This is a genomic window from Paenibacillus sp. LS1 (assembly GCF_026013365.1).
Taxonomy (GTDB): Bacteria; Bacillota; Bacilli; order Paenibacillales; family Paenibacillaceae; genus Paenibacillus.
Genome location: NZ_JAPDOE010000004.1, coordinates 25307 through 48930, shown reverse-complemented (window position 1 = coordinate 48930; position 23624 = coordinate 25307). Strand labels below are relative to the sequence as shown.

At 48.9% G+C, this 23624-nt stretch carries 20 protein-coding genes; 7 read left to right on the top strand and 13 right to left on the bottom strand.

From position 1 onward, the window contains the following. The first annotated feature begins 11 nt into the window (after positions 1 to 11). Positions 12 to 1145 carry an alanine dehydrogenase gene (gene ald / locus OM416_RS17435; RefSeq protein ID WP_264931615.1) on the top strand — a complete coding sequence of 378 codons (1134 nt, stop codon included), beginning with the start codon at positions 12 to 14 and terminating at the stop codon, positions 1143 to 1145. Between the two features lie 166 nt (positions 1146 to 1311). Here the strand turns inward: ald and OM416_RS17430 are convergent, their stop codons facing one another. Then, entirely contained in the window at positions 1312 to 2229 is a 918-nt protein-coding gene (locus OM416_RS17430) for a PD-(D/E)XK nuclease family protein (RefSeq protein ID WP_264931612.1), read from the bottom strand. A gap of 408 nt (positions 2230 to 2637) precedes the next feature. Here OM416_RS17430 and OM416_RS17425 point away from each other — a divergent pair, with 408 nt between their 5' ends. Continuing rightward, on the top strand, positions 2638 to 3321 hold the full coding sequence (locus tag OM416_RS17425) for a serine/threonine protein kinase (RefSeq protein WP_264931610.1): 684 nt from the start codon (positions 2638 to 2640) through the stop codon (positions 3319 to 3321). A 20-nt stretch (positions 3322 to 3341) separates the two neighbouring features. On the opposite strand, the gene sigJ is transcribed toward OM416_RS17425, so the two are convergent. Genes sigJ through OM416_RS17410 form a run of 3 tightly spaced genes read right to left on the bottom strand, consistent with a single transcriptional unit; the run spans position 3342 to position 6517 of the window. Continuing rightward, positions 3342 to 4253 carry an RNA polymerase sigma factor SigJ gene (gene sigJ, locus OM416_RS17420; protein WP_264931608.1) on the bottom strand — a complete coding sequence of 304 codons (912 nt, stop codon included), beginning with the start codon at positions 4251 to 4253 and terminating at the stop codon, positions 3342 to 3344. Further along, positions 4243 to 5562, bottom strand: coding sequence for a phytoene desaturase family protein (locus tag OM416_RS17415; RefSeq protein WP_264931606.1), 1320 nt, complete (start codon positions 5560 to 5562; stop codon positions 4243 to 4245). Before OM416_RS17415 ends, sigJ begins: the two co-directional genes overlap by 11 nt. Positions 5563 to 5620: 58 nt before the next feature. Beyond that, complete coding sequence (locus OM416_RS17410) at positions 5621 to 6517, bottom strand: AraC family transcriptional regulator (RefSeq protein ID WP_264931604.1); 897 nt, start codon at positions 6515 to 6517, stop codon at positions 5621 to 5623. A gap of 127 nt (positions 6518 to 6644) precedes the next feature. Between OM416_RS17410 and OM416_RS17405 the strand changes: the two genes are divergently transcribed. Beyond that, entirely contained in the window at positions 6645 to 7532 is an 888-nt protein-coding gene (locus OM416_RS17405; protein WP_076214488.1) for a sugar phosphate isomerase/epimerase family protein, read from the top strand. A 78-nt stretch (positions 7533 to 7610) separates the two neighbouring features. Then, positions 7611 to 8666 carry a Gfo/Idh/MocA family protein gene (locus OM416_RS17400; protein WP_264931598.1) on the top strand — a complete coding sequence of 352 codons (1056 nt, stop codon included), beginning with the start codon at positions 7611 to 7613 and terminating at the stop codon, positions 8664 to 8666. 349 nt (positions 8667 to 9015) lie between these two features. Here OM416_RS17400 and OM416_RS17395 read toward each other — a convergent pair whose 3' ends face one another. Next, entirely contained in the window at positions 9016 to 10335 is a 1320-nt protein-coding gene (locus tag OM416_RS17395) for a glycoside hydrolase family 125 protein (protein WP_264931596.1), read from the bottom strand. A 114-nt stretch (positions 10336 to 10449) separates the two neighbouring features. Between OM416_RS17395 and OM416_RS17390 the strand changes: the two genes are divergently transcribed. After that, on the top strand, positions 10450 to 11511 hold the full coding sequence (locus tag OM416_RS17390; RefSeq protein WP_264931594.1) for a LacI family DNA-binding transcriptional regulator: 1062 nt from the start codon (positions 10450 to 10452) through the stop codon (positions 11509 to 11511). Between the two features lie 235 nt (positions 11512 to 11746). Here OM416_RS17390 and OM416_RS17385 read toward each other — a convergent pair whose 3' ends face one another. The 3 genes from OM416_RS17385 to OM416_RS17375 all read right to left on the bottom strand — a co-directional run bounded on the left by OM416_RS17385 (position 11747) and on the right by OM416_RS17375 (position 14695). Then, positions 11747 to 13366, bottom strand: a complete 1620-nt coding sequence (locus tag OM416_RS17385) for a hypothetical protein (RefSeq protein WP_264931592.1) — start codon at positions 13364 to 13366, stop codon at positions 11747 to 11749. Then, complete coding sequence (locus OM416_RS17380) at positions 13344 to 13919, bottom strand: RNA polymerase sigma factor (protein ID WP_062832928.1); 576 nt, start codon at positions 13917 to 13919, stop codon at positions 13344 to 13346. The genes OM416_RS17385 and OM416_RS17380 overlap by 23 nt, the downstream gene beginning before the upstream one ends. A 257-nt stretch (positions 13920 to 14176) precedes the next feature. Continuing rightward, positions 14177 to 14695 carry a mismatch-specific DNA-glycosylase gene (locus tag OM416_RS17375; RefSeq protein WP_264931587.1) on the bottom strand — a complete coding sequence of 173 codons (519 nt, stop codon included), beginning with the start codon at positions 14693 to 14695 and terminating at the stop codon, positions 14177 to 14179. Between the two features lie 122 nt (positions 14696 to 14817). On the opposite strand from OM416_RS17375, the gene OM416_RS17370 reads away from it, so the two are divergent. Further along, positions 14818 to 15738: an AEC family transporter gene (locus tag OM416_RS17370; RefSeq protein WP_264931585.1), complete on the top strand. Its 921-nt coding sequence runs from the start codon at positions 14818 to 14820 to the stop codon at positions 15736 to 15738. 63 nt (positions 15739 to 15801) lie between these two features. Here the strand turns inward: OM416_RS17370 and OM416_RS17365 are convergent, their stop codons facing one another. Beyond that, complete coding sequence (locus OM416_RS17365; protein WP_264931583.1) at positions 15802 to 16053, bottom strand: hypothetical protein; 252 nt, start codon at positions 16051 to 16053, stop codon at positions 15802 to 15804. Between the two features lie 275 nt (positions 16054 to 16328). Here OM416_RS17365 and OM416_RS17360 point away from each other — a divergent pair, with 275 nt between their 5' ends. Then, positions 16329 to 16721 carry a RidA family protein gene (locus OM416_RS17360; protein WP_264931581.1) on the top strand — a complete coding sequence of 131 codons (393 nt, stop codon included), beginning with the start codon at positions 16329 to 16331 and terminating at the stop codon, positions 16719 to 16721. 144 nt (positions 16722 to 16865) lie between these two features. Here the strand turns inward: OM416_RS17360 and OM416_RS17355 are convergent, their stop codons facing one another. From OM416_RS17355 to OM416_RS17340, 4 genes are read right to left on the bottom strand one after another with little or no spacing between them, the layout of a single operon-like run. Further along, a complete protein-coding gene (locus tag OM416_RS17355) occupies positions 16866 to 19544 on the bottom strand; it encodes a polynucleotide kinase-phosphatase (RefSeq protein ID WP_264931579.1) in 2679 nt (892 codons plus the stop codon). Continuing rightward, complete coding sequence (locus OM416_RS17350) at positions 19541 to 21019, bottom strand: 3' terminal RNA ribose 2'-O-methyltransferase Hen1 (protein ID WP_264931577.1); 1479 nt, start codon at positions 21017 to 21019, stop codon at positions 19541 to 19543. The genes OM416_RS17355 and OM416_RS17350 overlap by 4 nt, the downstream gene beginning before the upstream one ends. A gap of 18 nt (positions 21020 to 21037) precedes the next feature. Further along, positions 21038 to 21832 carry a nucleotidyltransferase domain-containing protein gene (locus tag OM416_RS17345; RefSeq protein ID WP_264931575.1) on the bottom strand — a complete coding sequence of 265 codons (795 nt, stop codon included), beginning with the start codon at positions 21830 to 21832 and terminating at the stop codon, positions 21038 to 21040. A gap of 26 nt (positions 21833 to 21858) precedes the next feature. Then, positions 21859 to 23343: a TROVE domain-containing protein gene (locus tag OM416_RS17340; protein ID WP_264931573.1), complete on the bottom strand. Its 1485-nt coding sequence runs from the start codon at positions 23341 to 23343 to the stop codon at positions 21859 to 21861. Positions 23344 to 23624 lie beyond the last annotated feature (281 nt).

Genomic DNA, 23624 nt, shown 5'->3' with positions numbered 1-23624 from the left:
GGTGCATGGTGATGAGAATCGGAATTCCCAAAGAAATCAAAAACAATGAGAATCGTGTAGCAATGACTCCGGCCGGGGCTGCTGATTTCATCAGAGCCGGTCACCAGGTGATAATTGAACAAGGCGCGGGGATCGGCAGCGGGTTCACGGATCATGAATATCAAGTTGCCGGCGCTGACATTCGGAATGATGCGAAGTCAGTTTGGACAGAGGCCGAAATGATCATCAAGGTGAAAGAACCGCTTTCCAGTGAATATGGATATTTTCGTCCGGGGCTGATTCTGTTCACCTACCTGCACCTCGCAGCGGAACCGGAGCTTGCCAAAGCCCTTATTAAAAGTCGGGTAACGGCTATTGCATATGAGACGTTGGAGGTTAACAGTGCTCTCCCCCTATTAACCCCTATGAGTGAAGTTGCAGGCCGCATGGCCTCCCAAATCGGAGCACAGCTACTGGAGAAGACCGAAGGTGGCAAGGGTATTCTGTTGTCTGGTGTGCCAGGCGTTAGTCGGGGGAAAGTAGCCATTATTGGTGGCGGTACGGTCGGAACAAATGCAGCCAAAATTGCCATTGGTCTCGGAGCAGATGTAACCATCCTTGACCTGAATCTCAATCGTCTGCGCCAATTGGATGATATCTTCGGCAATCAGATCCACACGTTGGTATCCAGCCCGTCCAATATTGCAGCAGCTGTTGCGGCGGCAGACCTGTTGATCTGTGCGGTGCTGATTCCGGGCGCCAAGGCGCCAACGCTTGTCAGCGAGCAGGTAGTGAAGACCATGGCACAGGGTTCAGTCATTGTGGATGTGGCGATTGATCAGGGTGGGATCGTTGAGACCATTGATCATATCACAACCCACGATGAACCGACCTATGTGAAACATGGTGTCGTGCACTACGCGGTGGCGAACATGCCGGGCGCCGTGCCGCGTACGTCCACGGTGGCGCTGACCAACGCCACCATGCCTTATGCGCTGCAGCTGGCCAACCACGGTGCAGCCGCCGCGATTCGCGGCAGTTCGTCCATTCGCAGCGCGGTTAACGTGCTGAATGGACACATCACGTATGAGGCGGTTGCCCGGGACCTCGGGCATGCCTATGTTCCTGCAGGACAGGCGCTGGAGAACACCGCCGCTGTCCAGTGATCTTGATATGATCGTTCCACCCGGCGCCTTGTCGCCAAGCCTGTGGAACGCAATAGAAGCGCGAGTCGTGCAGATGAATGTTCCGGGCTCGCGCTTCTTGATTTTTTCGCATAAGAAATAGCTCGTTAGTTGGTATAAGGCCTTATGCTCCTCAGGTTTTGGCGTTCTAGACCGCCCGTTCGCTGCACACTTCGCGGAAATTGCAATCCCGACAGGACCGGTGCGATGGCATCGCCGTGAAGTAATTGACGTCCTTGGGACGGTTGTAATACTCATCCTCCACGCAGGATCGCATCTCCTCGATGTAACGACCCACGTTCTCCTCCACCTTCCGGATATCCTCTTCCGTTGCGGTAAATTCACGATGCTTCCCGGTTAACAGGTACTCCACTCGCAGCTCAATCTGCTCCAAAGGAACCCGGTAGTGCTCTCTCACATAGGATGCGTACAGCATTAACTGATCCGAGAAGTCATCTTCCTTGCCCGTCTTCCAGTCCACTATGACAATATTGCCGTTACTGCGCCGATACAATAAGTCCATCTTCACATACACGCGTGTATCGTGCAGCATCATGGTATCCCATTTCTCGATCTCCAGAATGTCCGTACTTGCCCGGGACAAGTCCTCCCACGTAAGCGTCTGGTACAGGTTATTGACACAGGCCGAAGCCCGCTCCTTAATCGTGGCGATCCGGTCATTTAACGTATCGTCCCCGTAATAAAGCTCGGACAGCATCGTGCGATTCTTGGGGTTCAACCGCCACTGATCCGCGTCCATCGATTCCACATACGCCTGATTCAGCAGCTTGCGTATCGTCTGTTCCAGAAAAGATTCACGCGGTTTATCTTTGCCCTCTTCCCTGCTGCGTACCGCTGACTCACACATCCGATGCGCGAGATCCCCGAAGACAAGGTACAGATTGCTTAGCTGCTTCAGACGATACAGACGAACCTGCATCTCATCGGCAGAGTCTGTCTTCCAGCCGTTATGGGCACCGTAATAATGATAATAATATTTGCGCAGGCACTCATCGAACATACTCGCCCGCGACTGCGAATAAGACCATTGCGGGTATTGTGCCATAAGAACTTCTGCCTTTCTGTATGCCGGATCTGCATGAGATCCCTTAATGCTCACAGTATAAAGCCCGGGTAACATTGCCGCAAGCGCGCTTCCGTTATTTTCTTCTGACGCAACCGTTTCCGATTCGATCCGTATCGTTTATATAGTAACATCACCAAAAGATGAAATGGCGGAGCAGAACGCATAATATACTTAATAGAGGGCATCGAATTCGGGATGCTTGTAAGGGTCTTAAGGTCCAGCGCAGGCCCGACGCTAACGAATCTCACACACCTTATTACGTGGATCACGAGGTTTTTCGAAATTTAACGAACTCCAGACACTCTAATTAGTCTTTTTTTGGTTGGAGAACATGTTTACTTTATGTAAAAAAATCGTACAGGCATATCCTAAAAGGAGGCACCACCCATGAATCGACCGGATTGGTTCCAGGCGGAAGAAGCATTACAACAGATCCAAGTCATCGGAAGCGACCGGAATGAGCTCGTGAACATCATCGGCGATGTAGAAGGATTGAATTGCATTGGCACAGGTACGGATGCGGCGGTATTTACGTATGACGGCTTGCCGCAGTATGCCTTTAAGATGTACTCGGATCATGCCTTGGACAAACTAGAGAACGAAAAACAGGTATACGAGCAACTCAAAGGCCTGCCATACTTCCCTACCTATTACGGCAGCGGCCGGAATGTTCTTGTGATTAGTTTTGAACCTGGGGATACCCTACTGGAATGTTTGGAAAAAGGAATCCCCGTCCCCGAGCAGGTGATGCTCGATGTGGACGCAGCACGAGAGGCCGTTCGCAGCCGTGGGCTGAACCCCCGCGACATCCATCTGAAAAATGTACTTCTCCAGAACGGACGCGGCAAAGTGATCGACGTATCCGAATACATTCAGGACGGTAATGACAATCGCTGGGAGCATCTTGTCTGGGCCTATCACAACATCTACCCGCGGATCAAAGGGATGCCCATATCACCTCGCATGCTGCAAACGATCAAATGGGGATACAATCAGCTCGATCATGCCAATGTCAAAATGGACGACCTCTCCAAGAAAGCCAATCGTCTGTTCTCCAGATTTATGAAGTGAGTATCCAAATGCACTTCACTTTAACCTAAATTCAGATGTTGCAGTTTATCCGGATTACGCAAGATATAGATCCGCTCAACACAATCGTTTCTAAAAGCCAGGCTGACCACAGTCGGGAATGCCTCAGATGGGCTGCTTAATACAAAACCTAGTTGTCCATTAACCTTGACGAGACGTACACTACCAGCGCTGTCCCCTTTGGATAAGAGCCCCTGAATTAACGCCAGCACCCGCTGGCTTGATGTAACGGGTTTAATTGCTGCCACAACTTTACCACCACCATCACTGTACAAGGCGACATCGTGCGAAAGCATTTTTAAGAGTCCTTCCATGTCTCCACTCGATGTGGCTTGGAGGAAACGAAGTGCAAGCTGCTCGGACTGAACGCTGGGAGTCAACTCGACTTCCGGTTCGTCCTGGATTTTACGTCTAAGACGACTGTATATTTTCCGGCATCCGACCTCGGTCTTGTTCAAGAAGTCTGCTATATCGCCATAATCAAATTCAAAAGCTTCTCGCAGAATAAATACCGCGCGCTCAATTGGAGTTAGCCGATCAAGCATGACCAGGAAGGCGTACGAAATCGTATCTTCCAGTTCAATCGTTTGAAGTGGATCATGTTCCACCGCTGAAACGGATTCTCGAGCGTCCTTATAATTTTGCACCAGAGGTTCCGGCAGCCACGTCCCGACGTATAGTTCCCTTTTTTTACGTGTTGATTTCAAGTAATCGAGACAACGGTTAGTCACTATTTTGCATAAGTATGCTTTCAGATTTCGAACAGAGCTACTCTCTTGATGAATACCCTGCTGCTGTACGGTTACAAATGCGTCCTGAACCACATCCTCAGCATGAATGACAGATCCCAGCATACGATATGCGATAGAAAGAAGAAGGGGTCTGTACGTTCTGTATACCAATTCAATCTCCATAATGGATTCCTTCCTTATCTTTTCCTCTACCTTCTATTATCATTTGAGCAGCCCGTTTTGCGCTAACCAGAGAGGCATTAACCAACATCCCCTCGTCCCCTACCCAATCGCCAGCAACATAGAGTCCCGGTCTTCCTGTGATCTCAGATCCAGGTCTACCCGAAAAGCCTCCGTTCTCGGCTGTGACAATGCCATGCGAGACAAGAATTCGTGGAAGGAAACGCTGCTTAATGATATGCTCGCGCCACCCCGGCTGAATCAAATCGAGAAAGCCTTTTAGTTCGTCTTCATCCTGCCTTGGGTCCGATTTTGATGATTCCGACAAATACTTCATCACATGCACAACCTCATGTGCCGGGTTCTCTGATAAAGAGGCCGCGGCGGAATGGTTCGAGTAGTACCAAGGATGATCTACACCTAAAACAAATTTCGTTTTCGATTGAGGCATCCCGGATACGACGAGATCCAGACATGCGGCGCGAACAGGAATTAGCTTGTGATACAGTTTGGCTTCAATGAGTGAAAGAGCAGGATTAAGCAGAGCTAAGGTATCCAACGGGCCTGCCGTCGATAACACGTGACGAGTCGTCAACTGTGAACCACCTTTTAAGGAAACCGTCATTTGGGGATAACTCCTGGCAATTTCTCGCACAACCGAGCTCGTGCAGATGGATACACCTGCCTGCTGAGCTTGTTCTGTGAGCCGACTAACGAGGAATTGCCAGCCTCCATCTATATACAATACTTGGTCCTGTTTGAGTTGTTCAATGACGGCGCCAGCACTTACCTGATCAGGAGCATCGCAATAGGTGCTCAAACGAACGAGCGCAAACACGACACTACGTACACGGGGACTCGATATCAGGGTTTCCAGGTAAGTCTGCAAACTAACGTTATGCAAAACGGATGTATCTACCTTTCGGAGAGAACTGTAGAACCTAAGGAGCTGGCACTTCTCTCTCCATTTCAAAAACGATCCGAGCAAGAGCTGTGCTAGGGAAATTGTCTTTTTCCCGCCGTTTGTTCCTTCAAACACCAATGTATCTGGCGGTTTCGGTACTGATCCGATAGGTGTGACGCCTACCTCATGAAGAATGGGTAACGCCGCTTTACTGAGAGCATGAGCCCCCAGGTTTACGCGCGCTCCCGCGATCTCATTTGAAATAGCGCGTCCTCCCAGCTGTACCCCTTTGTCGAGCAACAGCACAGTCTTTCCTGCACGTGCCAGATAAATCGAGGCGGTTAATCCGGCAATGCCTGCTCCAATGATGACAACATCCCATACTGGCTCATTATGATGCTCTGTCATGTACATCAATCCCCTCCGCTTAATGCATACATGACGATGAACAGAGGACTTTTGTGACTCAGACTTGTTTCTTCATTCGCCCCCCGGAAGGAGTTACTCCCTTGTACTGTTTGTATAACTTCGTAAAATAGTTCGCATTGTCGCAGCCTACTCTGGCGGCGATCTCCGTAATGGTCAGACTGCTGCCTTGCAATAGTCGTTCTGCCTCACTCATCCTGCACCCGTTCACGTATTCCACGAAGGTACGTCCGGTCAGCTTTTTGAACATTTTACAAAAGTGATAGGCATTCAGTCCCACATGGCTTGCCGCTTCCGTGACAGACATCTTGCCTGTAGGGTCCGCTTCAATCTGTGCGATTAACTGCTTGAAACGTTCGCGGTTTGGAAAATACGATCCGACCGATTTATCCGGTAACTGCTGCGGCATAAATGTACGAGCAAGCAGGGTGAACAAAGCGTGCAGTTTGGACTTCACCACGAGCTGATAAGCCGGGGGCTGTAACGCCATTTCCTCCACAGCTTCATTCAACAAAGAATAATAGCCTGTGCAAGCTGTGTTTTCCTCTGCCGGTTTGACCGGAAACCTCACCCTTCCTTCCAGATACGGCGCGACATATTGCTCATGCACAGGATCATGGGTGAAATCATGGAACAGTGCACGGTTAACTACAACGGAATCATAATCCACATCCCCATCATCCAGAGCATACCCGACATGCAACGTGCCTCCAGGAATAATGATGACCTCGCCTGCTTGAACCACATAAGGTTTGCTATCGATATGAAACAGCGCACTGCCTTTACGCATAACAATCAGTTCAAAATGCTCATGCCAATGCAAATACAGAATACATTCTTCCTTTTTCATATCCGAACACCGATTTCGGAACAGCTGAAATGGGTGTGATTTATGATCAATTCGGGTGTTTTCGTGAAGCGCTTTCAGATCCAGCACGACTTTTCCCCCCTCTTCACAAGATCCGACTAATATTACACAAGATTGTTTAGAGCCATCCCGTTAATCCACGTCTATAATGAGTGTCACGAAGTACTATAAGCCAATATTGGAGTGAAATACAACCATGAATAAATCATTACGCATCGGTACCCTTGTAGGCGGGCAGGACGCCGTCCGCGTTATCCCGCAGATCATGCAACACGGTTTCGAATCATTCAATCTGACTTTCTGGCAAACGACAGGCGATCTGGATTTGGCCGAGACAGCCAAACGTGTCCGTGAAATCGTGGATGAACAGGGCATTGTTATTTCAGCGGTGAGTGTGTTTGGTAACCCGCTAACTGGAGCCGGAGACAACGCCGATACACTGGCAAGCTGGGAGCGAGTAATCGATCACGCACAACTCTTCGGTGCAGATATAGTCTCCGGGTTCACCGGACGTCTGACCGATCAACCCATTAACGAGTCCATCCCCCGGTTCAAGGAAGTATTTGGTGAACTGGCACGCCGGGCAGCAGACCGGGGTGTACGCATTGCTTTTGAAAACTGTGATATGGGTGGAACCTGGCAGACGGGAGACTGGAACATTGCCCATAATCCGACGGCCTGGGAGATGATGTTCGATGCTGTTCCGGATGAAAATGTAGGCCTGGAATGGGAGCCTTGCCATCAAATGTCCAGCCTGATCGATCCTATTCCGCAGCTGCGCAAATGGGCTCACAAAGTATTCCACGTACATGGCAAAGATGCCACGATTGCCTGGGATATTGTCAAGGAATATGGCGTGCACGGCCCACGTGAATTCGTATGGCACCGCACTCCGGGCTTCGGAGATAACAACTGGGCAGACATCATCACCATTCTGCGTCAGAACGGCTATCAGGGCACGATTGATATCGAAGGCTGGCATGATCCGGTGTACAAAGATGAACTCGAAATGACCGGACAGGTACATGCTTTACGATATTTGAAACAATGCCGCGGTGGCGATTTCGTACCCAATCCGGTATAGAAAACCTCATTATTTGAAGACTCCTAGGAAGAAACCATTTGAGCTGTATAACACAATTCATGCGAAGGAGATGAGAACATGAGTCATCCTTATCGGGTAATTATCGCTGGCTGCGGTGCCATGGCAAACACGTGGGCGGACTATGCCTTGCAAAGGCCGGATACAGAAATCGTCGGGCTGGTTGATCTGTATGAACAGACAGCCCGTGCTTTTGCTACAAGACATGGCCTCACCTGCCCTACGTTCACCGATATCCGTGAGGCTATTCAAGCGACTGGTGCGAATATCGTATTCGATGTCACGATTCCAGCGAGTCATTACGGCATTGCCATGACAGCGCTGAAAGAAGGCTGCCATGTGTTTGGCGAGAAACCCCTCGCAGAGTCCTTCTCCGACTGTACAGACATTGTGCAAACCGCTCGCAGTACAGGACACATTCAAGCCGTGATGCAGAATCGCCGGTTCGATCCGCGTATCCGCGCCTACCAGCATCTCATTTCCGGTGGAGCTATAGGGCAGGTAGGTTACGCAGGGGCCGACTTCTTCCTCGGGCCACACTTCGGCGGATTCAGGGATTTGATGGATAGTCCACTGCTGCTCGATATGGCGATACATACGTTTGATCAGGCACGGTACATTCTCGGAGCCAACCCGATCTCAGTATACTGCCATGAATTCAACCCTCCGGGGTCCTGGTATCAGGGCAATGCGATGGCTTTATGTATATTTGAGATGTCTGACGGTTCCGTATTCAACTATCGCGGATCCTGGTGCGCAGAAGGTGTACCCACATCATGGGAAGCAAGCTGGCGCGTAATCGGTGAAAAGGGTACTGCCATCTGGGATGGTCATGACGACATCTATGCCGAGGTGGTTACTACACAAAATCTGGATGCCGAAGGCAAACCATCCTTTTTCCAGCCAAGTGAGCGGATTGAAGCGGAACTGCCAATCATGGAGAAAACAGGACACCATGGCTGCCTAGAAGACATGTTCGCTGCACTCGAATCCGGCCGACTGCCTGAGACCGATTGCAGTGATAACCAGTTCAGCATGGCTATGGTCCTCGCATCCCTCGAAAGCGCACGCACAGGCCAGAAAGTATTCATCGCCGATCTACTAAAAAACACATAGCAAAGCGCCTGTGTTTTTCATATTAAACAAAGCCCAAACTGCAAAGTTCAGCAGTTTGGGCTTTCTTGTTTTTTTACCTAATCCCCTATTCTAAAAAATGATGTCGTTCAAAAAACAGTCGCGCTCGATAGTAAAAGTAGTGCAGGGAACGAAATCGATTCTGAAGAAGCAACGCGGTCGCCTAAAAGCTTTCTGAAAGAAAGCTGCATCGGAAGCATACGCTGATCCCCGGATTTCGACTTTACAAAAGTCGATCAGGAAATCCGGGGATAACAGCGATCAAAAGAACGATTCGTAACCGGAACGGCTGCTTCACGAGCAGTAAGAACTCTTTTTTTAAATGTATCTTTTATAGAATTCCTTTTTTCATTGCCTTATACACCAACTGCGAGAACAGGCTGTTGGACCAAGCAAACCATGGTCTGGTGAACGTGTTTGGATCATCGGCGTGGAAGCCCTCATGCATATATCCGGTACCCGCATCCGTGTTCTCCAGCAATTCAATCATCGCCAGCATCTCCTCGTCATTGTCTGCGGTGAGCCCCTGCATGGATAGCGCCATGTGCCAGATGTATCCCGGAGGGGTATGCGGGCTACCAATGCCCTTCGCTACCTGCCCTTCATAGTAGAACGGATTTTCCTTACTCAAAATGAATCGACGTGTGTTCTGATACACTCTGTCTTCAATCGAAGCATACTCCATATACGGAATGGACATCAGCCCAGGTGTGCCCGCATCATCCATCAGACAAAAGTTGCCGTAACCGTCCGTCTCATAAGCATAAATCTGCCCATACTCTGGATGACGATAAGTACCGTAAAGGGAGATACCGTGTCGTATTTCTTCTTCCAAACGAGACAGCCGGCTTACCAGTTGTTCATCGCGGAACACCCACTTCGCGATCTCCCCCATCTGCCGCAAGGTTACCGCAGCGAACATATTCGCTGGAATATTATAATGAAAATCACAAGCATCATCGCTCGGACGAAATCCGGACCAGATCATGCCCGTATAATTCACAGGCATACCCAATCCTTCATTACGCAGCGTATCATGGGCTGGACAATTGCGACGCATGAACCGATAAGGTGATTGCTCTGCGTGATGCTGTTCTGTCTCCCATAGTTGTACGATACTCTCCATCACTTTCTTGAAGCGCTCGTCAAATATATCCGTGAGTTCCGTCTCCCGCCAATATGTATAAGCCAGCTTCATGGAGAAACAGAGGGAATCCAGCTCAAACTTCCGTTCCCATACCCACGGTGACATCTCCGTCTCATCATTGGCATCCCAATGCCATCCATTCGCCGTTTCATTGAACGCATTGGCATAGATATCCATATCAGCGTAGAACGTATGCCGTTTGATTAGCCCTCCGATAATACGTTGCAACTTCTCGTCATCCTTCGCAAGCGGAACATAATGCATAACCTGCTCTACCGAATCTCTTAACCACATCGCGGGAATATCCCCTGTAATTACAAAGGTTGTCCCATCATCGAGCAGCTTCGTGGTCGTTTCCAGCGTATTGGGAAAACAATTGCGAAACTGAGCCAGTAATCTTGGTCTATGTTGCAAACGTTCCTCCGCCTCAGTCAGAATATCCTGCACAGCTTGCGGCAATTCCAGATGTGGCATAGAGATTTTCGGTAATCTGAACTGTTCCATGGATGTCGTCTCCTTATAACTCTATTGTTATTTTTGTTATGATAAATTATAATAACATTATTATTTGTAAGTGTACTGTGTCAGAAGATGATCGTCAAATGAAGGAGTAATGATATGTCACGCAAAGTATCCATTCAGACGCTGGCTGACCAGCTCGGATTATCCAAATATGCCGTCTCCCGCGCACTCAGCGGCAAGACGGGCGTCAGTGAAGCGACACGCGCACGGGTACTGGAACTCGCTCGGGCTTTGGGATATCGCCAAAGTACTCCGGGGGCTAGCAATAGTCCTGCTGCTGCAAACCATGCAGATCCGTCCGATCCACCGTTTGCTCTCATATGCATGAATCAGCTCAACCGTGGTGAACCTCACTACTGGCAACGTGTTCTGTCAGGTATGATCTCCGCCTGTAATGAGCGTGGCTGGCACCATGCCATTGTATCTCCCTCACTCGGAGTGACGGATGAGAACATCTCTCCTGAAAAAGCCATTGCTCCTCACTTGGATTGGGAACGTTGTGCCGGGATTATTGTCATGGGGGCTTTTCCTCATACGGTTCTGCAACGGCTCTCTCAGACGGGTCGGCCTATTATTCTGGTAGATCATCAGGAACCATTGCTGAATTGTGATACGATCAGCCATGATAATCTGGAAGCTGGCATCACCGTTGCAAGGTATTTAATGTCTATGCAGTGCAAGCGAATTGGCCTCATCACAGATGATGGTCGTGCTGCTAGCTTCGCGCAACGGAAGATCGGGATTGAGTTGGCTTTGAACCATTTCCATGTGGATACCAGTCATACGACCAGCTTCAGAGAATGGAATATTCCCTATGAGAACGGGGAATGGGTTAACCAGTTGGCTACCACCATTAAAAATATGCCAGATGACGAACGTCCTGACGCCTGGATCGGTGTTAATGATGATATCGCCTTGCAATGGATGCACAAACTACAGGAGATGGGCATCTCCACACCTAAAGATTGCCTTGTCATCGGTATCGACAATGTACACTCTGCAGTTACGTCCTCCCCGCCCCTGACCACGGTTAATCTGTGCAAAGAGGAACTCGGACAGCGCGCCGTTGAAGCTTTACAGCGCCGGATTGAACGCCCAGGAACGCCGAAAGAGACGGTTATGTTATCAACTACGTTGATTCCAAGGGAATCGGCATAATTCGGAAAGGGTACTGCTCTCTTCTGAAGATGAATTCGTTAGGTACTCGCATTCCCGGTAAATCTGGCGCATACGAAAAAGGCCCCGCATACCATTATGCAAGGCCTTTTCGTATATTAGGCTTATATACTTATATGTCTATACATCCACACTTAAATCTACTGATCCATCCACCCATCCTTATATCACCCATTCGAAGCTTCATTTACTTCATGTCTAAGAATTGTACTAGTGGTTATTTCAGCCAAGGCAGGCTATCGTACGACGGAAGATTCACTTCCCAATTCACATCACGATACTCACGGTTAACTGCGGTTCGTTTCAAAGTGAATTTCGTTCCATTTTCTTTTTTAAAACCATGGATAATCAACCTGAGATCACCTACGATGTATTCTTCATTTTTATTAGGCTGATCCGTAGTTCCCATCACTTCAACGGGATACTCCCTTCCTTCATGATCTATAGCCACCCATTGATCTCCATTAATATCATTTTGGAAAGTTCCTACTCCCTCCAAAACAAGAGAAGAGTTCCCTTCAAAGTTTCCTTCTGGTAACTTTAATGATTGCTGCACTGGCCAATAATTATATTTGGAAAATAAAATTTCATCTCCAAATTGTTCAAGCTGTAGTACGTAGGTGTAAAATTCAGCATCCTTACGCATCTTTTCTAAATCCACTTCCACGGACTTCTCCTCCCGCACCGGGATGGTATAGCCATCCAGGACAAAGCGAATCTTCTTCGCATCCACCGTAACATAAGCAGGATCCCATGTCTCAGAAAGCCTCATCTGACCATCATTATCCTCACTCAGTCTACTCATATCTCGGAACCGAAATTTGGCTTGACGGGCATTGGGTCTGTTCTCATTAAAGATTCGATACTCATTCGTTTCCGGAATTTCGATATGATACATTAAGTCCATATCATCCGCCCAATTCTCTCCGACTTTGGCACGAAGTTGATCTTCCAGACTGATGTTCATGTCAAGGCGGGTTCCGTTTGGCGTACGTACAAGCTGTGTCATATCGAGCTTCAAGCCCTCAGGAGTGGTGTAGGTGTTGTTTATGGGAGCCCCAACAGCCATTAATTTGGCGTTGGTCATATCGATGTTGAATTGGAAGCTCCAATCCACCGTTGTATTACTTGCTGTAATTTTCCCAGTAGCAGCATTATAATAATCAGGAATTTTCAAATAACTTAATTCCCCCCGTACAAATACGTGATCTGGAATATCATCATTCAGTTGGAATACAAACCTTTGATACTTCCCACTACTAAGTCTCGTATCTACCGCCACGGAAGCAACACTGTTCCCTTTTTCATCTGTAACATGAATTCTTCCCGCATCCAGATAAACAGCCGGTATCGTGCTGCCTTTAGGGCCGCTTTTTTCTGTTATAATAATAATTTGTGAACGATCCACTAGGACATCGCTAATCTTGAGCGTATACCCCTGATCTACAATTTGAATATTCGGATTAATTACAAGATCAAGTGGTTTCAGACGTTTGTAATCGTCCGTCAGATAAGCAGATCTTATCTCTTCTGGTACGGGTATTTCGGGAAGCCGCTGATCCACAGCATTTACCAGGGGTTGCGCTGGCTCTGTTGTGTGATCAAATGCAAACCAAGCCCCTCCCGCAAGGATCACAACAGCCGCTGCAGCAACTCCAGTCCTGCGCATCCAATGCGCTCTGATGGATTTTTTCACGAATGGATGCTCGTCTTCTCCACTTTCCATGGACACGCCATCCAGCTTCTGCATGACCTTAAGCGTGAAATCCGCATCTGGTTCCTCTTGATACAAATGCTCCTCCCACATCCGATCTTCATCCCTTGAAATAGGCTTCATACGTAGCTAAACCTCCTTTGCGTTCCATTTGCTTCCTCAGTGTCTTTTTCCCGCGATAAAGGGCGTTGCGCACTTTGGTTGAACTCATGCCTGTAATGTCCGCAATCTCTTCATAGCTCAACTCGTTTGTGTACTTCAGTAATAACACCAGGCGATACGATTCCGGTAACTGTTCAAGTTGGCGGTATATTTCACGCTGCATCTCCTTATGCAGCACACGTTTTTCCGGTGTTTCATTACTGACAGGTTCGATCCCCTGATCGACCGGAGACATGACGGGTTTCTTTTCCCGTATAAAATCCCGCATCCGATTCACCGCAATGGTGTACACCCACGACGAGAAGCTGCTTCCCTCCCGTCGCGACGGGAGATAACGATAGATGCGGATAAACGTATCCTGAGCGAGATCCTGTGCATCCGGATGACTCGCGCCCATTCCGCGCATAATGCCGTAGACTTTATTTTTATATCGATCCACAAGCACGGAGAACAACTGCTTATCCCCTGCAACAATGCGCTGAATAAGCTCCTCCTCCGGTATCTGTTGAGTCATGTAATCCCCCTTCTCTACAGCTTCCATGCATGGTTCTGTACTATATAGACGGAAGCCGTTCCCGAAACCTCTCACTTTATCCAAAAAAAAGAATTCGCCCTTATCAGCGAAGCCGACTGGGTGAACTCTGCGTACCTACATTCTGTGATCGCCGCTGCACATTCTCTACAGTTTCATAGTGAATTTTCTGGCAATCCGAATCAGACATTCCGTCGTAGCCTCTTCCTGCTACCTCTTATCTCTCCTGTCTTTCTTACCTATTCATTTTCCCCGTTCTTCTCCGCAACAAAATCAGCAAGCTGCGAATAGATCGCCACAATCTCATCCATCGACATGCGCACGAGTCCACTGGACGATGGAGCGACGAACTCCTGAATTTCCTTGACGACCGGGTCGTTCTGAAACCCCCATTGCACTTTGGCACGCTTGCTGTACTGGGTGTACACACCTTTTCCAACAAAACAGGCGATATCCGGTCGGTAGTCCTCCAGCTTTTTCTGTAAAATCTGGCGTCCTTCTGCATACTCTTCCTTCGTAATATCTTCTACACCTCTGGTGGGCCGGGCCACAATATTCGTGAATCCGTACCCCAGCTTCAGCAACTCTCCATCCTCCTGTGCATCATATAAACGCGGGGTTAATCCCGACCGTTCAAGAATGCGCCAGAACCGGTTTCCTTTGTAAGCATAGTGATGACCTGTCTCTCCAGACGTAATGCTCGGATTAAATCCGATAAACAATATCGATAAACCAACATCCAGATGATCTGGAATCATAATGGGAAGCCCCCTTATCTTTTTTAGCCAATTCACACTTTCAACTGTGTATAAAATGATATAATAAGCAAAGCATTTTCGAAATCGGATTGAAATTTTCATGAAAAAGGAAGCTGAAACTGATGATTGCAGACATCATGCTTGAAGTCGTCCTGCCCGTCTTTCTTCTGATCGCCGTCGGGTCCTGGATGCAAAAGGTGTTCAAGCTGGACTTGTACACCCTCGCCAAAATCAATTTCTATTGTATTACCCCCGCAGCCGTCTTTATGAGCATGTATCACTCGGATATGTCGGGCGAACTGCTCGGGACTGTGACACTCTTTTACGCAATATATGTATTAATTCTCTATATTGTAGGTTCTGTATTTGCGCGCTCACTTAAGATGAATAAAGGCATGAAGGCTGCCTTCAACAACAGCATCATGCTGGATAACGCAGGCAACTACGGACTGCCCATCAATGCACTGGTATTCCGCGGCGATCCACTGGCCTCTTCCATTCAGGCGCTGGTCATGTCTTTGCAGGCATTGCTGACATTCACCTATGGCGTGTTGTCCATTCAGGGAGCTAAGCTCAAGGGTAATTACCGTGCGGTAATTATTGGATTTCTTAAAATGCCCGTTCCGTATGCGCTCTTGCTGGGGATTCTGTTCCATATGTGGAAGGTTCCACTGCCTACGTTCCTGTCCATGCCGCTGACCTATGCGCAGCAAAGTATGGTTGCCGTGGCGCTGTTGACACTCGGGGCACAGATTGTAAAATATCCGATCCGGCTATACCGTCTTGATGTGTATATTAGCACATTTTTGCGTCTCCTGATTGGCCCCGCCATCGGAATTTCAATTGTGCTACTGCTTGGACTGCAAGGCATCGCTGCACAGGCACTCATTATCGCTTCGGGTATGCCTACTGGTGTCAACGCATCCATCCTGGCGGAAGAATACGATAACGAACCCGATTTTGCAGCCCAGACGGTGCTGATTTCAACGCTCTTGAACATCATTACGATTACGGCACTGATCTCTTATGCCAAAACGTTCTAAAATAAAAAAACAAGTCCATGACCCATGAGCAGGGTTGTGGGCTTGTTTTTTTGAGTGTTAAAACTATGATTCAAACGTCGTTCGTTCCGGGAACTTGCCGCCTTCCCTGAATAAACATCGTACCAGTCGCTGCGCGGCTCGGTTAAAGAAAAAACTCGGGCTTACCCCATCCACCTGGACAGGTTCCAGCTCCTTCACACTTTCCTTGATCTTATTCATCTCAATGAGCCCCATCTTGCGCTCATTCGGTCCGAATCGATAAATAACCTTCTCATCGTCCTCCGTCTGTTTCACCAGCAGAATTATGGATGCCATACAGGTTACCCCCTATCGTTACGTTATGAGATTCCATTAATCACTTGCCTACTATAATTATTACCCAGATTCTAGTGGAAGGATATAGGACTTAAGTTAGTTATACCTAAATTAAATATCCTGATATAAAGATTCTCTTAAATGAGTCGTTAGGCTTACAAACACCGCATTGACGCTATCCTTCTGGATAGTCACTGTCATGAAAGTGCGTACTGCCCAAGTCGTTTTTCTCCGTTTATACTAATCCTATCTTGAATTCCAAAGGAGAGAAACATATGTCTACAGCTCAAATCTATACCCACGGTGTACCTTGGGAAGAAGCATTTAGCGTTGCTCAGGGATACAGCGTTAACGGTACGATCTACATTGCAGGACAATTTTCGCATGATATGCAGGGGACGTTTATTGGTGTGGATGATATTGAAACACAGGTTCGCCAGACACTGGATAACTTGGATCGGGTGCTCGCAGGATTCGATGTGACCAAGTCAAACATTGCTGAACTGGAGATTTTCTTGGTTCACCCGCAGGAGCATCTTGAGGCATGTGTCGCCGTGTATAAAGAGTATATTGGTACGCATCGTCCGGCTGTTACGATGGTCGGGACGTCAGGACTCGCCTTCCCTCATCAACTGATTGAGATTCGCGCCGTTGCACATACGAACTGATTCAGGTCACCTCAATCGTTGCAGTACAAAGCACACAGGCCTGATAAGGAACTTGCTTTAACGAAGTTTATACGCCAAATAAGCCGGTTCGGATTAACTCCGAACCGGCTTCATATTCATTTCTTATTCTTTTACTTTAACAGTTTACAGTCGCGGGTCTACTCTTTCCGACTCCAACGATAGCGTGGCCAGCACGCATTCATGAATTCGTTCCACTGGCTCTCTACGTATAAAGCGCTCAATCCCCTCCATCCCCAATGCACTCTCCATTAAGGCGTGGCGTTCTTTTTTGGATGTTTTGCGTTTGCGAAGTCGGGACAGATTCTCGGGTGCCAGGTAATCCATCCCATAGATAATGTGCAAATATGCACGTCCTCGTACTTTAATCGCAGGCTGAATGATTTTGTTGTTATTCCAGGCGCGGAACGTTTCCGGTTTGATCACAATCCCCTCATGCCCTTCCGCCGTAATTTCATCCCACCAACGAATGACATCTGCTTCATCTGCCTCACTTGCAATCACACGATATTCGGTCTCCATCATCAGGGTCGACATGCGAGCGAACTCACGGTTCTGCTCCATATGCCACTCATGGGTTTTCTCCCAAAATGCTCCCGTGCTATGTGCAAGTGTGTGGAACGGTGCAATCCGAATGTCCCCGATATCCTCCACATCCCAGCAGTATTTCTGGAATACATCGCGGAACGTCTCGGCATTGGCAAGTTTACCTGCTGTCTCCTGCAACCACTCATCTACATTCCGACCTGCCACTTCAGCTTCACGAAGTTTGTCCAGCACCGTAGAGCGATCCATGAGCGAGGCTTCGGCCACGTGTGCATATTGTGAAGCAATCAGCTCACGCGCCTTCAGATTCCAAGGTACAATCTCGGCATCGAGCAGTACAAACTCTGTCTGATAACGATCAAAATAACCATCTGCGGTCAAATCCGCATGTAACCTTGAGAGCACATCCTGCTCTGTCGAAGGGTCAAAAAAGGATCGGCCCGTCCGGGTCACAATGTTCCCCAGCATCGGTCGGCCCACTCGCTGCACCGCAGCTTGCTCATCGCGGAAAAGAAGTAACATGGCCCGGCTGCCCATGTGTTTCTTCTCGGCAACCATACGGGTAACGCCCTGCGAGCGATAATACTGGAATGCATCCTGTGGATGCTCCAGGTATCCCTCTATAGAACATACACCAGGCGGAGGACTCATCGTAGGCGGGATGTAGATCAGTTCTTCCAGCGGAACAGTATAATGGGAAAACGTATCAATCGCCGTCTTCGCCACCTCACCATGCACAATCACATCAAGCTTGGATGCTGTCTGAACCGTGAAACCCTCCTTGAACTTACGTATGTTGGGTGGAGCAAAACGCCGCTGTTCCCAGCGCTTTAAAGGACTATCCGGATCTGCCGCATAATCCTGCTTGGCCGGAACACTGACTGCCTCACGTTCTGGCATTCGCCAAGCAGTAAGCATACCACCAAAAACGACGCCTTGATCAATGTTGACCGTATCATTCACAATCGTAGGATATGGACGGGGGTCATGTCCCCAGACGATGCATTCACCCGAATTGTGATCAACATACCAATCCTTGCGTACAGGCCGACCTTGCTCATCCGTGCCTTCCACATCGCCATACCGGCAGTAATCCTGAATGCGTTTGGACTGTTTTCCGATAAAATGATCTCGTATCCCTGCGTGTGCAACAACCACCTGTCTTACCCCGTTCCGGGAAAAGACCAGATGAGATGGTGCATCAAGCAGAAAGGTCTTAAGCTCTGCACGTATTCGCTTTGCTGTCTCCTGACCTTGCTCCTGCTCAAGTTGTAGCAGTTCCGTCTCCACCCGTTCGTCACCATGACTCAGCGTAACGTCACGACCATCGAGATAACGTGCGATCTTCCAGCCGTGATTACTGTCAATCATGTAGGCGAGCTCGGCGGCACAATGACGTTGCCAGAACAACAGACATTGTAACGATTCTGGCCCACGGCTCGTTACGTCACCAACGGAGACCAATTTACGTCCTTCAGGGTGACGGTACAGGCCACTTCCGTCCTCGTCCACATACCCGAGACGCACGATTAATTCCATCATTTCATCATAACACCCATGAATATCTCCGATGATATCAATACCTGTACCCATGTCGGTCACCAGCGGATTGGATGTGCGGACAAACGTAATCTCATCCGGCTGCTTCAGCACATAACTGGCATCGAAGCCATCCTCACGGATCGAGCGTAATGTACGCTTGAACTGCTGCACCTGCTGCTTCACCCGTTGACGTCCACGCGGATACTCCCGCTGGGCATCACGTTCCAGCAGTTCTTTTTCCGGGATATCCAGCACCACAGCAATTACAGGCACATGAGCTTTCCTTGCCACCTGAATCAGACGCTCGCGATCCTCGGGATACAGATGTGTCGCATCCACCCAGGTCAGCTTGTTCAGACGGCAGCGGGTGGCCAGCATGGCCTCCATCGCTTCAAATGCTTTGGCCGATACTTGCTGATACTCCGCATAGATCACATCCGCTTCGCTGCGGGGATGATGTTTCCAATCCACATACTCATCATCTCCAACCAGCATGCGGAATTGATCGGATGAGACGGCTTCCGTGCGGCGAATGACGCTCTCTGCGACGAGACGATCCAACAACGTACTTTTACCACTGTTGGACGGGCCGACGAGAACGATGATACCTGCATGGGGCAGACGAATCTCCCGCTGTCTTCCCTCCGAACCACTTTCCCGATTCTGCCGGCCTTTACCTGCACCCGCTACTTCGTTAGATTCCGTTTCTTTCCTCATGATAGACTCTCCTTTCTCCGATCAAAAATGACCAGTTGGGTAGGCTGTCCATAGCCTTCTACATGCTCACCGATACCCTTAATTTCATAGCCATAATTCCCGTTCTTCGTCCATTCCGCACACCGGGAAGCCAGCTCCGCACGAGTCCACTCAAAGCGATGATCATGGTGACGGAAACTTTCCTGCTCCATTGCATACACATCGTTATATTCCTTGTTCGGTGTAGTGACCAGCAGCACTTCTGGCTGATAGTCGTTCATGATTGTATCCATAATTCCGTTCAGACGATATTCCTCGATATGCTCAATGACTTCGCACAGAATCATAACGTCCTGGTTTTGCATCTGCTCGTCAAAATAAAAAAGTGAACCAATGATCGGCTCCGGCATAGCCACCACTTCAGAACGACCCTCCAGCTTCGCGAAGCGCTCCATGGCCCGAAGTCTTGACTGGCCTGAAGGTTCGACTGCCAGAATCGACTCCACACCGGGAATGTAGGATAAGCGAGCGGACAGCTTGCCTTCACCCGCTCCCATATCCACAATGCGCCGTTTGACTGGTAAAGCTGCAACCACATCCGTAATCGCACGATAACGCAACTCGTTTAACCGCACAGGGGGTTCAGATTGTCCGCCATCGGACTCGACCCCAGGATGCTCTTGTTCTCCTTCTTCCTGATGTCCCACGTTATTCTCCTGAATGACCGTATCGGTGACTTGACCTATTCCTCCCACCTGTCCAAGAGACGCAGACAAAGCACCTTCTTGACGCTCATACTGCCGGATCAATTCGGCAAAACGCAGCGTACGCTTCACAATGAGTTCTTTCAGTGGGTGAGCATCCAGCCACCCTTCACCATATCGTTTGATTTTATCGATCTCATCTTCACTGATGAAATAATGTTTGTAATTATCCAGTACTGGAATCAGCAGAAAGAGCTGGCGCAGTGCATGTTGTACCGTGTTACGTCCACGCAGGATGATTTGGCGAACCGTGCTTCTATTTTTCAGATCAAATGAATACGATAGCTCTCCACGTTCCACCGAAACGGCGTAACCTAATGGCGAGAATAATTCCTCTACAACCCGATCCGGCAGATCGGACGCCACCGGGCCAAAGGTCAGTTCCAACTCGAAAGCGTGTCCTACCCATTGCACATAGTCTTCCTTCGGCTTACCATTCAGGGCCGTCCCGAGCGCCGCACGTATGTAGGAGCAGAACAAGCTGCTGGTCACGAACTCACGATCATTGATATATTGCGTAATGTCATACCCGTCCGGTGTGCCTCTGACCAGATCCACAGGATCAGGCTCGGCATGAATCAGCACTTCTGTTTCGTTCTCTGTAGCCGTGGTGTACACCATTCTTACACGCACGCCTTTATCTACGCGGTCATATATATTCAGCGGGTTCTTCGCTAACAAATGGGATACAGCCCCCGCGTCAGCGCCGCTTGCTTTCAATATCAGATGCATCGGTTCTCCTCCTTTGATTCAATTCCATACCTCTTGCAATGCAAAACGGAAAATCCGGTCCAATTCTTCAAATTCAATAATCTGCTCATTCTCCATCTGTCCGGCCAGTCTGTCAAAATGTTCGATCTTCTCCGCCAAAAATGCCTGTATTGCTGGCAGCTGCGGCTCCAGATCCAGTTCCTCGCCCGCCTTTTTCCGGCGCAGTAACTCATGAATCTCCGTATACAGCGGTGTAGTGGCAGGTACAAGTTCTTGCACCAGCTCCTCGAATGCCATCGGTGGCATGGCATCATAACGTTCGATCCAGCCACAAGCGAGTAAGGGACGAAGAACATAGAAATACTTTTTAATCTTGACTCGCTCACCTTGTAAATAATCCCGAAAATTGCCCTTTGCCATATTCAGATAATGATACATGCAGGACTTGGGGGAGAAGGTCAAAGGCGACAATGCACGGATATGCTGTGCCACGCTATATTGTTCATCATACTGAATGGGGGACTGCAACCACTCCAACAGTGGTGGATTGGATTTGCGAAACAGCTTCAACGCCTTGCGCAGATCCCAACCATTGATGTCGAGCTGATCACTGATCGGGCGTTCAATAACATCCCTTTTATCCTCAATCGACAAGTACCATTCCAGCGGCCTTACATATAAGAAACGCACATCATAATCACTATCCTGGGAAGGAAACCCCCATGCCCGACTGCCGGATTCACAGGCATAGATGATCCGTACCTGCTCCTCCTGTTCAATCTGCTTCAGCTGTTGTCTGATCGTATCTTTCATTTCTTCATGAACATAGGTCATGGTCAGCCGCCTCCAAATTCTCCAAATTAAATATCCATCATCCTCACCCGGTCCGCGAGTGTATCATAGCCTGCCACAGTCTCAGCAATATACGTCAATACCGTTTCACTCCAACCGTAGATGTAAAAGGTTTTGCCATCCCGTGGCGGTACCATGGCCTGCCGATAAGGTGCGATATCCACAATAAATGCCTTCAGATCCGGATTCATCATCCGACGATATCGCTCAAGCTCGACATATAACGGGCTGCCTTCATTCTGCTGTTCATCGGTGATCATAATAATCTGATCCACTTTCTCTCCGATATCCCGAAGTTCCCGCACTGGTCGACCCGTGTCTGTTCCACCTTGTGCGCGAATACGGTGAGCTTGGGAAAGAATGCTTTCATTCATCTTTGGGCGAGCATCCTCAACCATATGGTCGAATAACCAGAACAGGGCATTACCTCTCGTTTGTTTATAAAGCGCCAGTGCCAGCACCGAACCAATCCGTAAATAATCCCCTTGCATGGAACCCGACCGATCCAGGAAAATAGCCGTTCTTCCAGGTAGCGTTGGCAGGTTGCCAATGGATAACTCCACTGCTTGCCGCAAAGCATCCCGCAACTCTTCTCTCGCAATCATTTCATACGCACTGGCGAATCGGAAAGGTAAGATGCGCGACTTGCGCAGGGCTTCTGCATCCGTTAGACGGCCCGTTACGTAATCGATATTTTTCGATTTTTCAAAAACACCCGCCCGATCCATTGCATTCAGATGGCGTAACAACGCAAAAGTCGGCATCTGAAACATTAACGCCTCCCACACCGTACGTGTCGGTTGCATAATCGATGTGACCACTGAATACGGGAGTTTGCCTTTCTCGATCAGATTCATCCGGCTTGCCGGGTTGCGGGTAGCTTTCAGCTTTTCCAGCGCCTGCAACTGCGGCAGTTCCGCAAGATCCGTCTCATGCCCGCGCAAATAACGAAACAAAGCTTGCTGCTTCATATCTATTGGCTTAGGATGTGCTGTAGCGATCATATCGCCCAGACTATATCCACGTCCGCGTCCGTTGTATTTGATGGCCCAGTATTCGCTGATTCCGTTCAAAAAGAGACTCACCTGACGCTTTACCGCTCGACCGCCCTGTCCCCGTCCCAATCCTCTCAGGATGGTCAGAAAATCAGCCGGCGTCTGTACGACTTGAGAGAACACCTTTGCAAACTGATCCGGGTCCACTTTGGACAATAGTGCCAGCCCGTATAGAGGCTGTAACCGCATCAAACCTTCATTACGAGCATAAACTAGCGCCCGCGCCATAAACCCTGCATCGACCTCAGCCATCTCCTGATGGCTGACCATCGCATCGTCCATCAGCTGCTGTGTATCTGCATAAAATGTATTATTCAATGTATTGGTCATCAACATCTGTATATATTGTTCCTCCACCAACCGCTCATAGGCTCCGTAGCCCCCATGATTACGTGTCGTTGGCTGAGGTTGATTAAATAATTGTTTCGCTCTGCTCATCACTCATGACCTCCCGGTGTGAGTCTATTTGCTATGCTTATATAATAAAATGTTCCGAGGAAAAAGGTGGGAAGGTTTATACCCGCTCTACCGCTGAGCTACACCGCCATGAACGGCGGCGATTGGATTCGAACCAACGACCTGGTCGATTAACAGTCGAAGTAACCCTCCCTGGCGCCTCGGAACCTTGATCCACAGCGCTTGTTGCCGCCCCGCTTCACAACCTCATTATGCCTCACACATCTGCACACGAACATGGCAGAAGTATGACGACAACTCCA

Excerpts from the sequence above, each read along its gene's own strand:
- OM416_RS17375 (WP_264931587.1), bottom strand. The coding sequence starts at position 14,695 with ATGATTCCAGATCATCTGGATGTTGGTTTATCGATATTGTTTATCGGA.
- OM416_RS17395 (WP_264931596.1), bottom strand. The coding sequence starts at position 10,335 with ATGGAACAGTTCAGATTACCGAAAATCTCTATGCCACATCTGGAATTG.
- OM416_RS17400 (WP_264931598.1), top strand. The coding sequence starts at position 7,611 with ATGAGTCATCCTTATCGGGTAATTATCGCTGGCTGCGGTGCCATGGCA.
- OM416_RS17370 (WP_264931585.1), top strand. The coding sequence starts at position 14,818 with ATGATTGCAGACATCATGCTTGAAGTCGTCCTGCCCGTCTTTCTTCTG.
- OM416_RS17405 (WP_076214488.1), top strand. The coding sequence starts at position 6,645 with ATGAATAAATCATTACGCATCGGTACCCTTGTAGGCGGGCAGGACGCC.
- OM416_RS17385 (WP_264931592.1), bottom strand. The coding sequence starts at position 13,366 with ATGAAGCCTATTTCAAGGGATGAAGATCGGATGTGGGAGGAGCATTTG.
- sigJ (WP_264931608.1), bottom strand. The coding sequence starts at position 4,253 with ATGGAGATTGAATTGGTATACAGAACGTACAGACCCCTTCTTCTTTCT.
- OM416_RS17425 (WP_264931610.1), top strand. The coding sequence starts at position 2,638 with ATGAATCGACCGGATTGGTTCCAGGCGGAAGAAGCATTACAACAGATC.
- OM416_RS17345 (WP_264931575.1), bottom strand. The coding sequence starts at position 21,832 with ATGACCTATGTTCATGAAGAAATGAAAGATACGATCAGACAACAGCTG.
- OM416_RS17360 (WP_264931581.1), top strand. The coding sequence starts at position 16,329 with ATGTCTACAGCTCAAATCTATACCCACGGTGTACCTTGGGAAGAAGCA.
- OM416_RS17355 (WP_264931579.1), bottom strand. The coding sequence starts at position 19,544 with ATGAGGAAAGAAACGGAATCTAACGAAGTAGCGGGTGCAGGTAAAGGC.
- OM416_RS17350 (WP_264931577.1), bottom strand. The coding sequence starts at position 21,019 with ATGCATCTGATATTGAAAGCAAGCGGCGCTGACGCGGGGGCTGTATCC.
- ald (WP_264931615.1), top strand. The coding sequence starts at position 12 with ATGAGAATCGGAATTCCCAAAGAAATCAAAAACAATGAGAATCGTGTA.
- OM416_RS17415 (WP_264931606.1), bottom strand. The coding sequence starts at position 5,562 with ATGACAGAGCATCATAATGAGCCAGTATGGGATGTTGTCATCATTGGA.
- OM416_RS17390 (WP_264931594.1), top strand. The coding sequence starts at position 10,450 with ATGTCACGCAAAGTATCCATTCAGACGCTGGCTGACCAGCTCGGATTA.
- OM416_RS17380 (WP_062832928.1), bottom strand. The coding sequence starts at position 13,919 with ATGACTCAACAGATACCGGAGGAGGAGCTTATTCAGCGCATTGTTGCA.
- OM416_RS17365 (WP_264931583.1), bottom strand. The coding sequence starts at position 16,053 with ATGGCATCCATAATTCTGCTGGTGAAACAGACGGAGGACGATGAGAAG.
- OM416_RS17340 (WP_264931573.1), bottom strand. The coding sequence starts at position 23,343 with ATGAGCAGAGCGAAACAATTATTTAATCAACCTCAGCCAACGACACGT.
- OM416_RS17430 (WP_264931612.1), bottom strand. The coding sequence starts at position 2,229 with ATGGCACAATACCCGCAATGGTCTTATTCGCAGTCGCGGGCGAGTATG.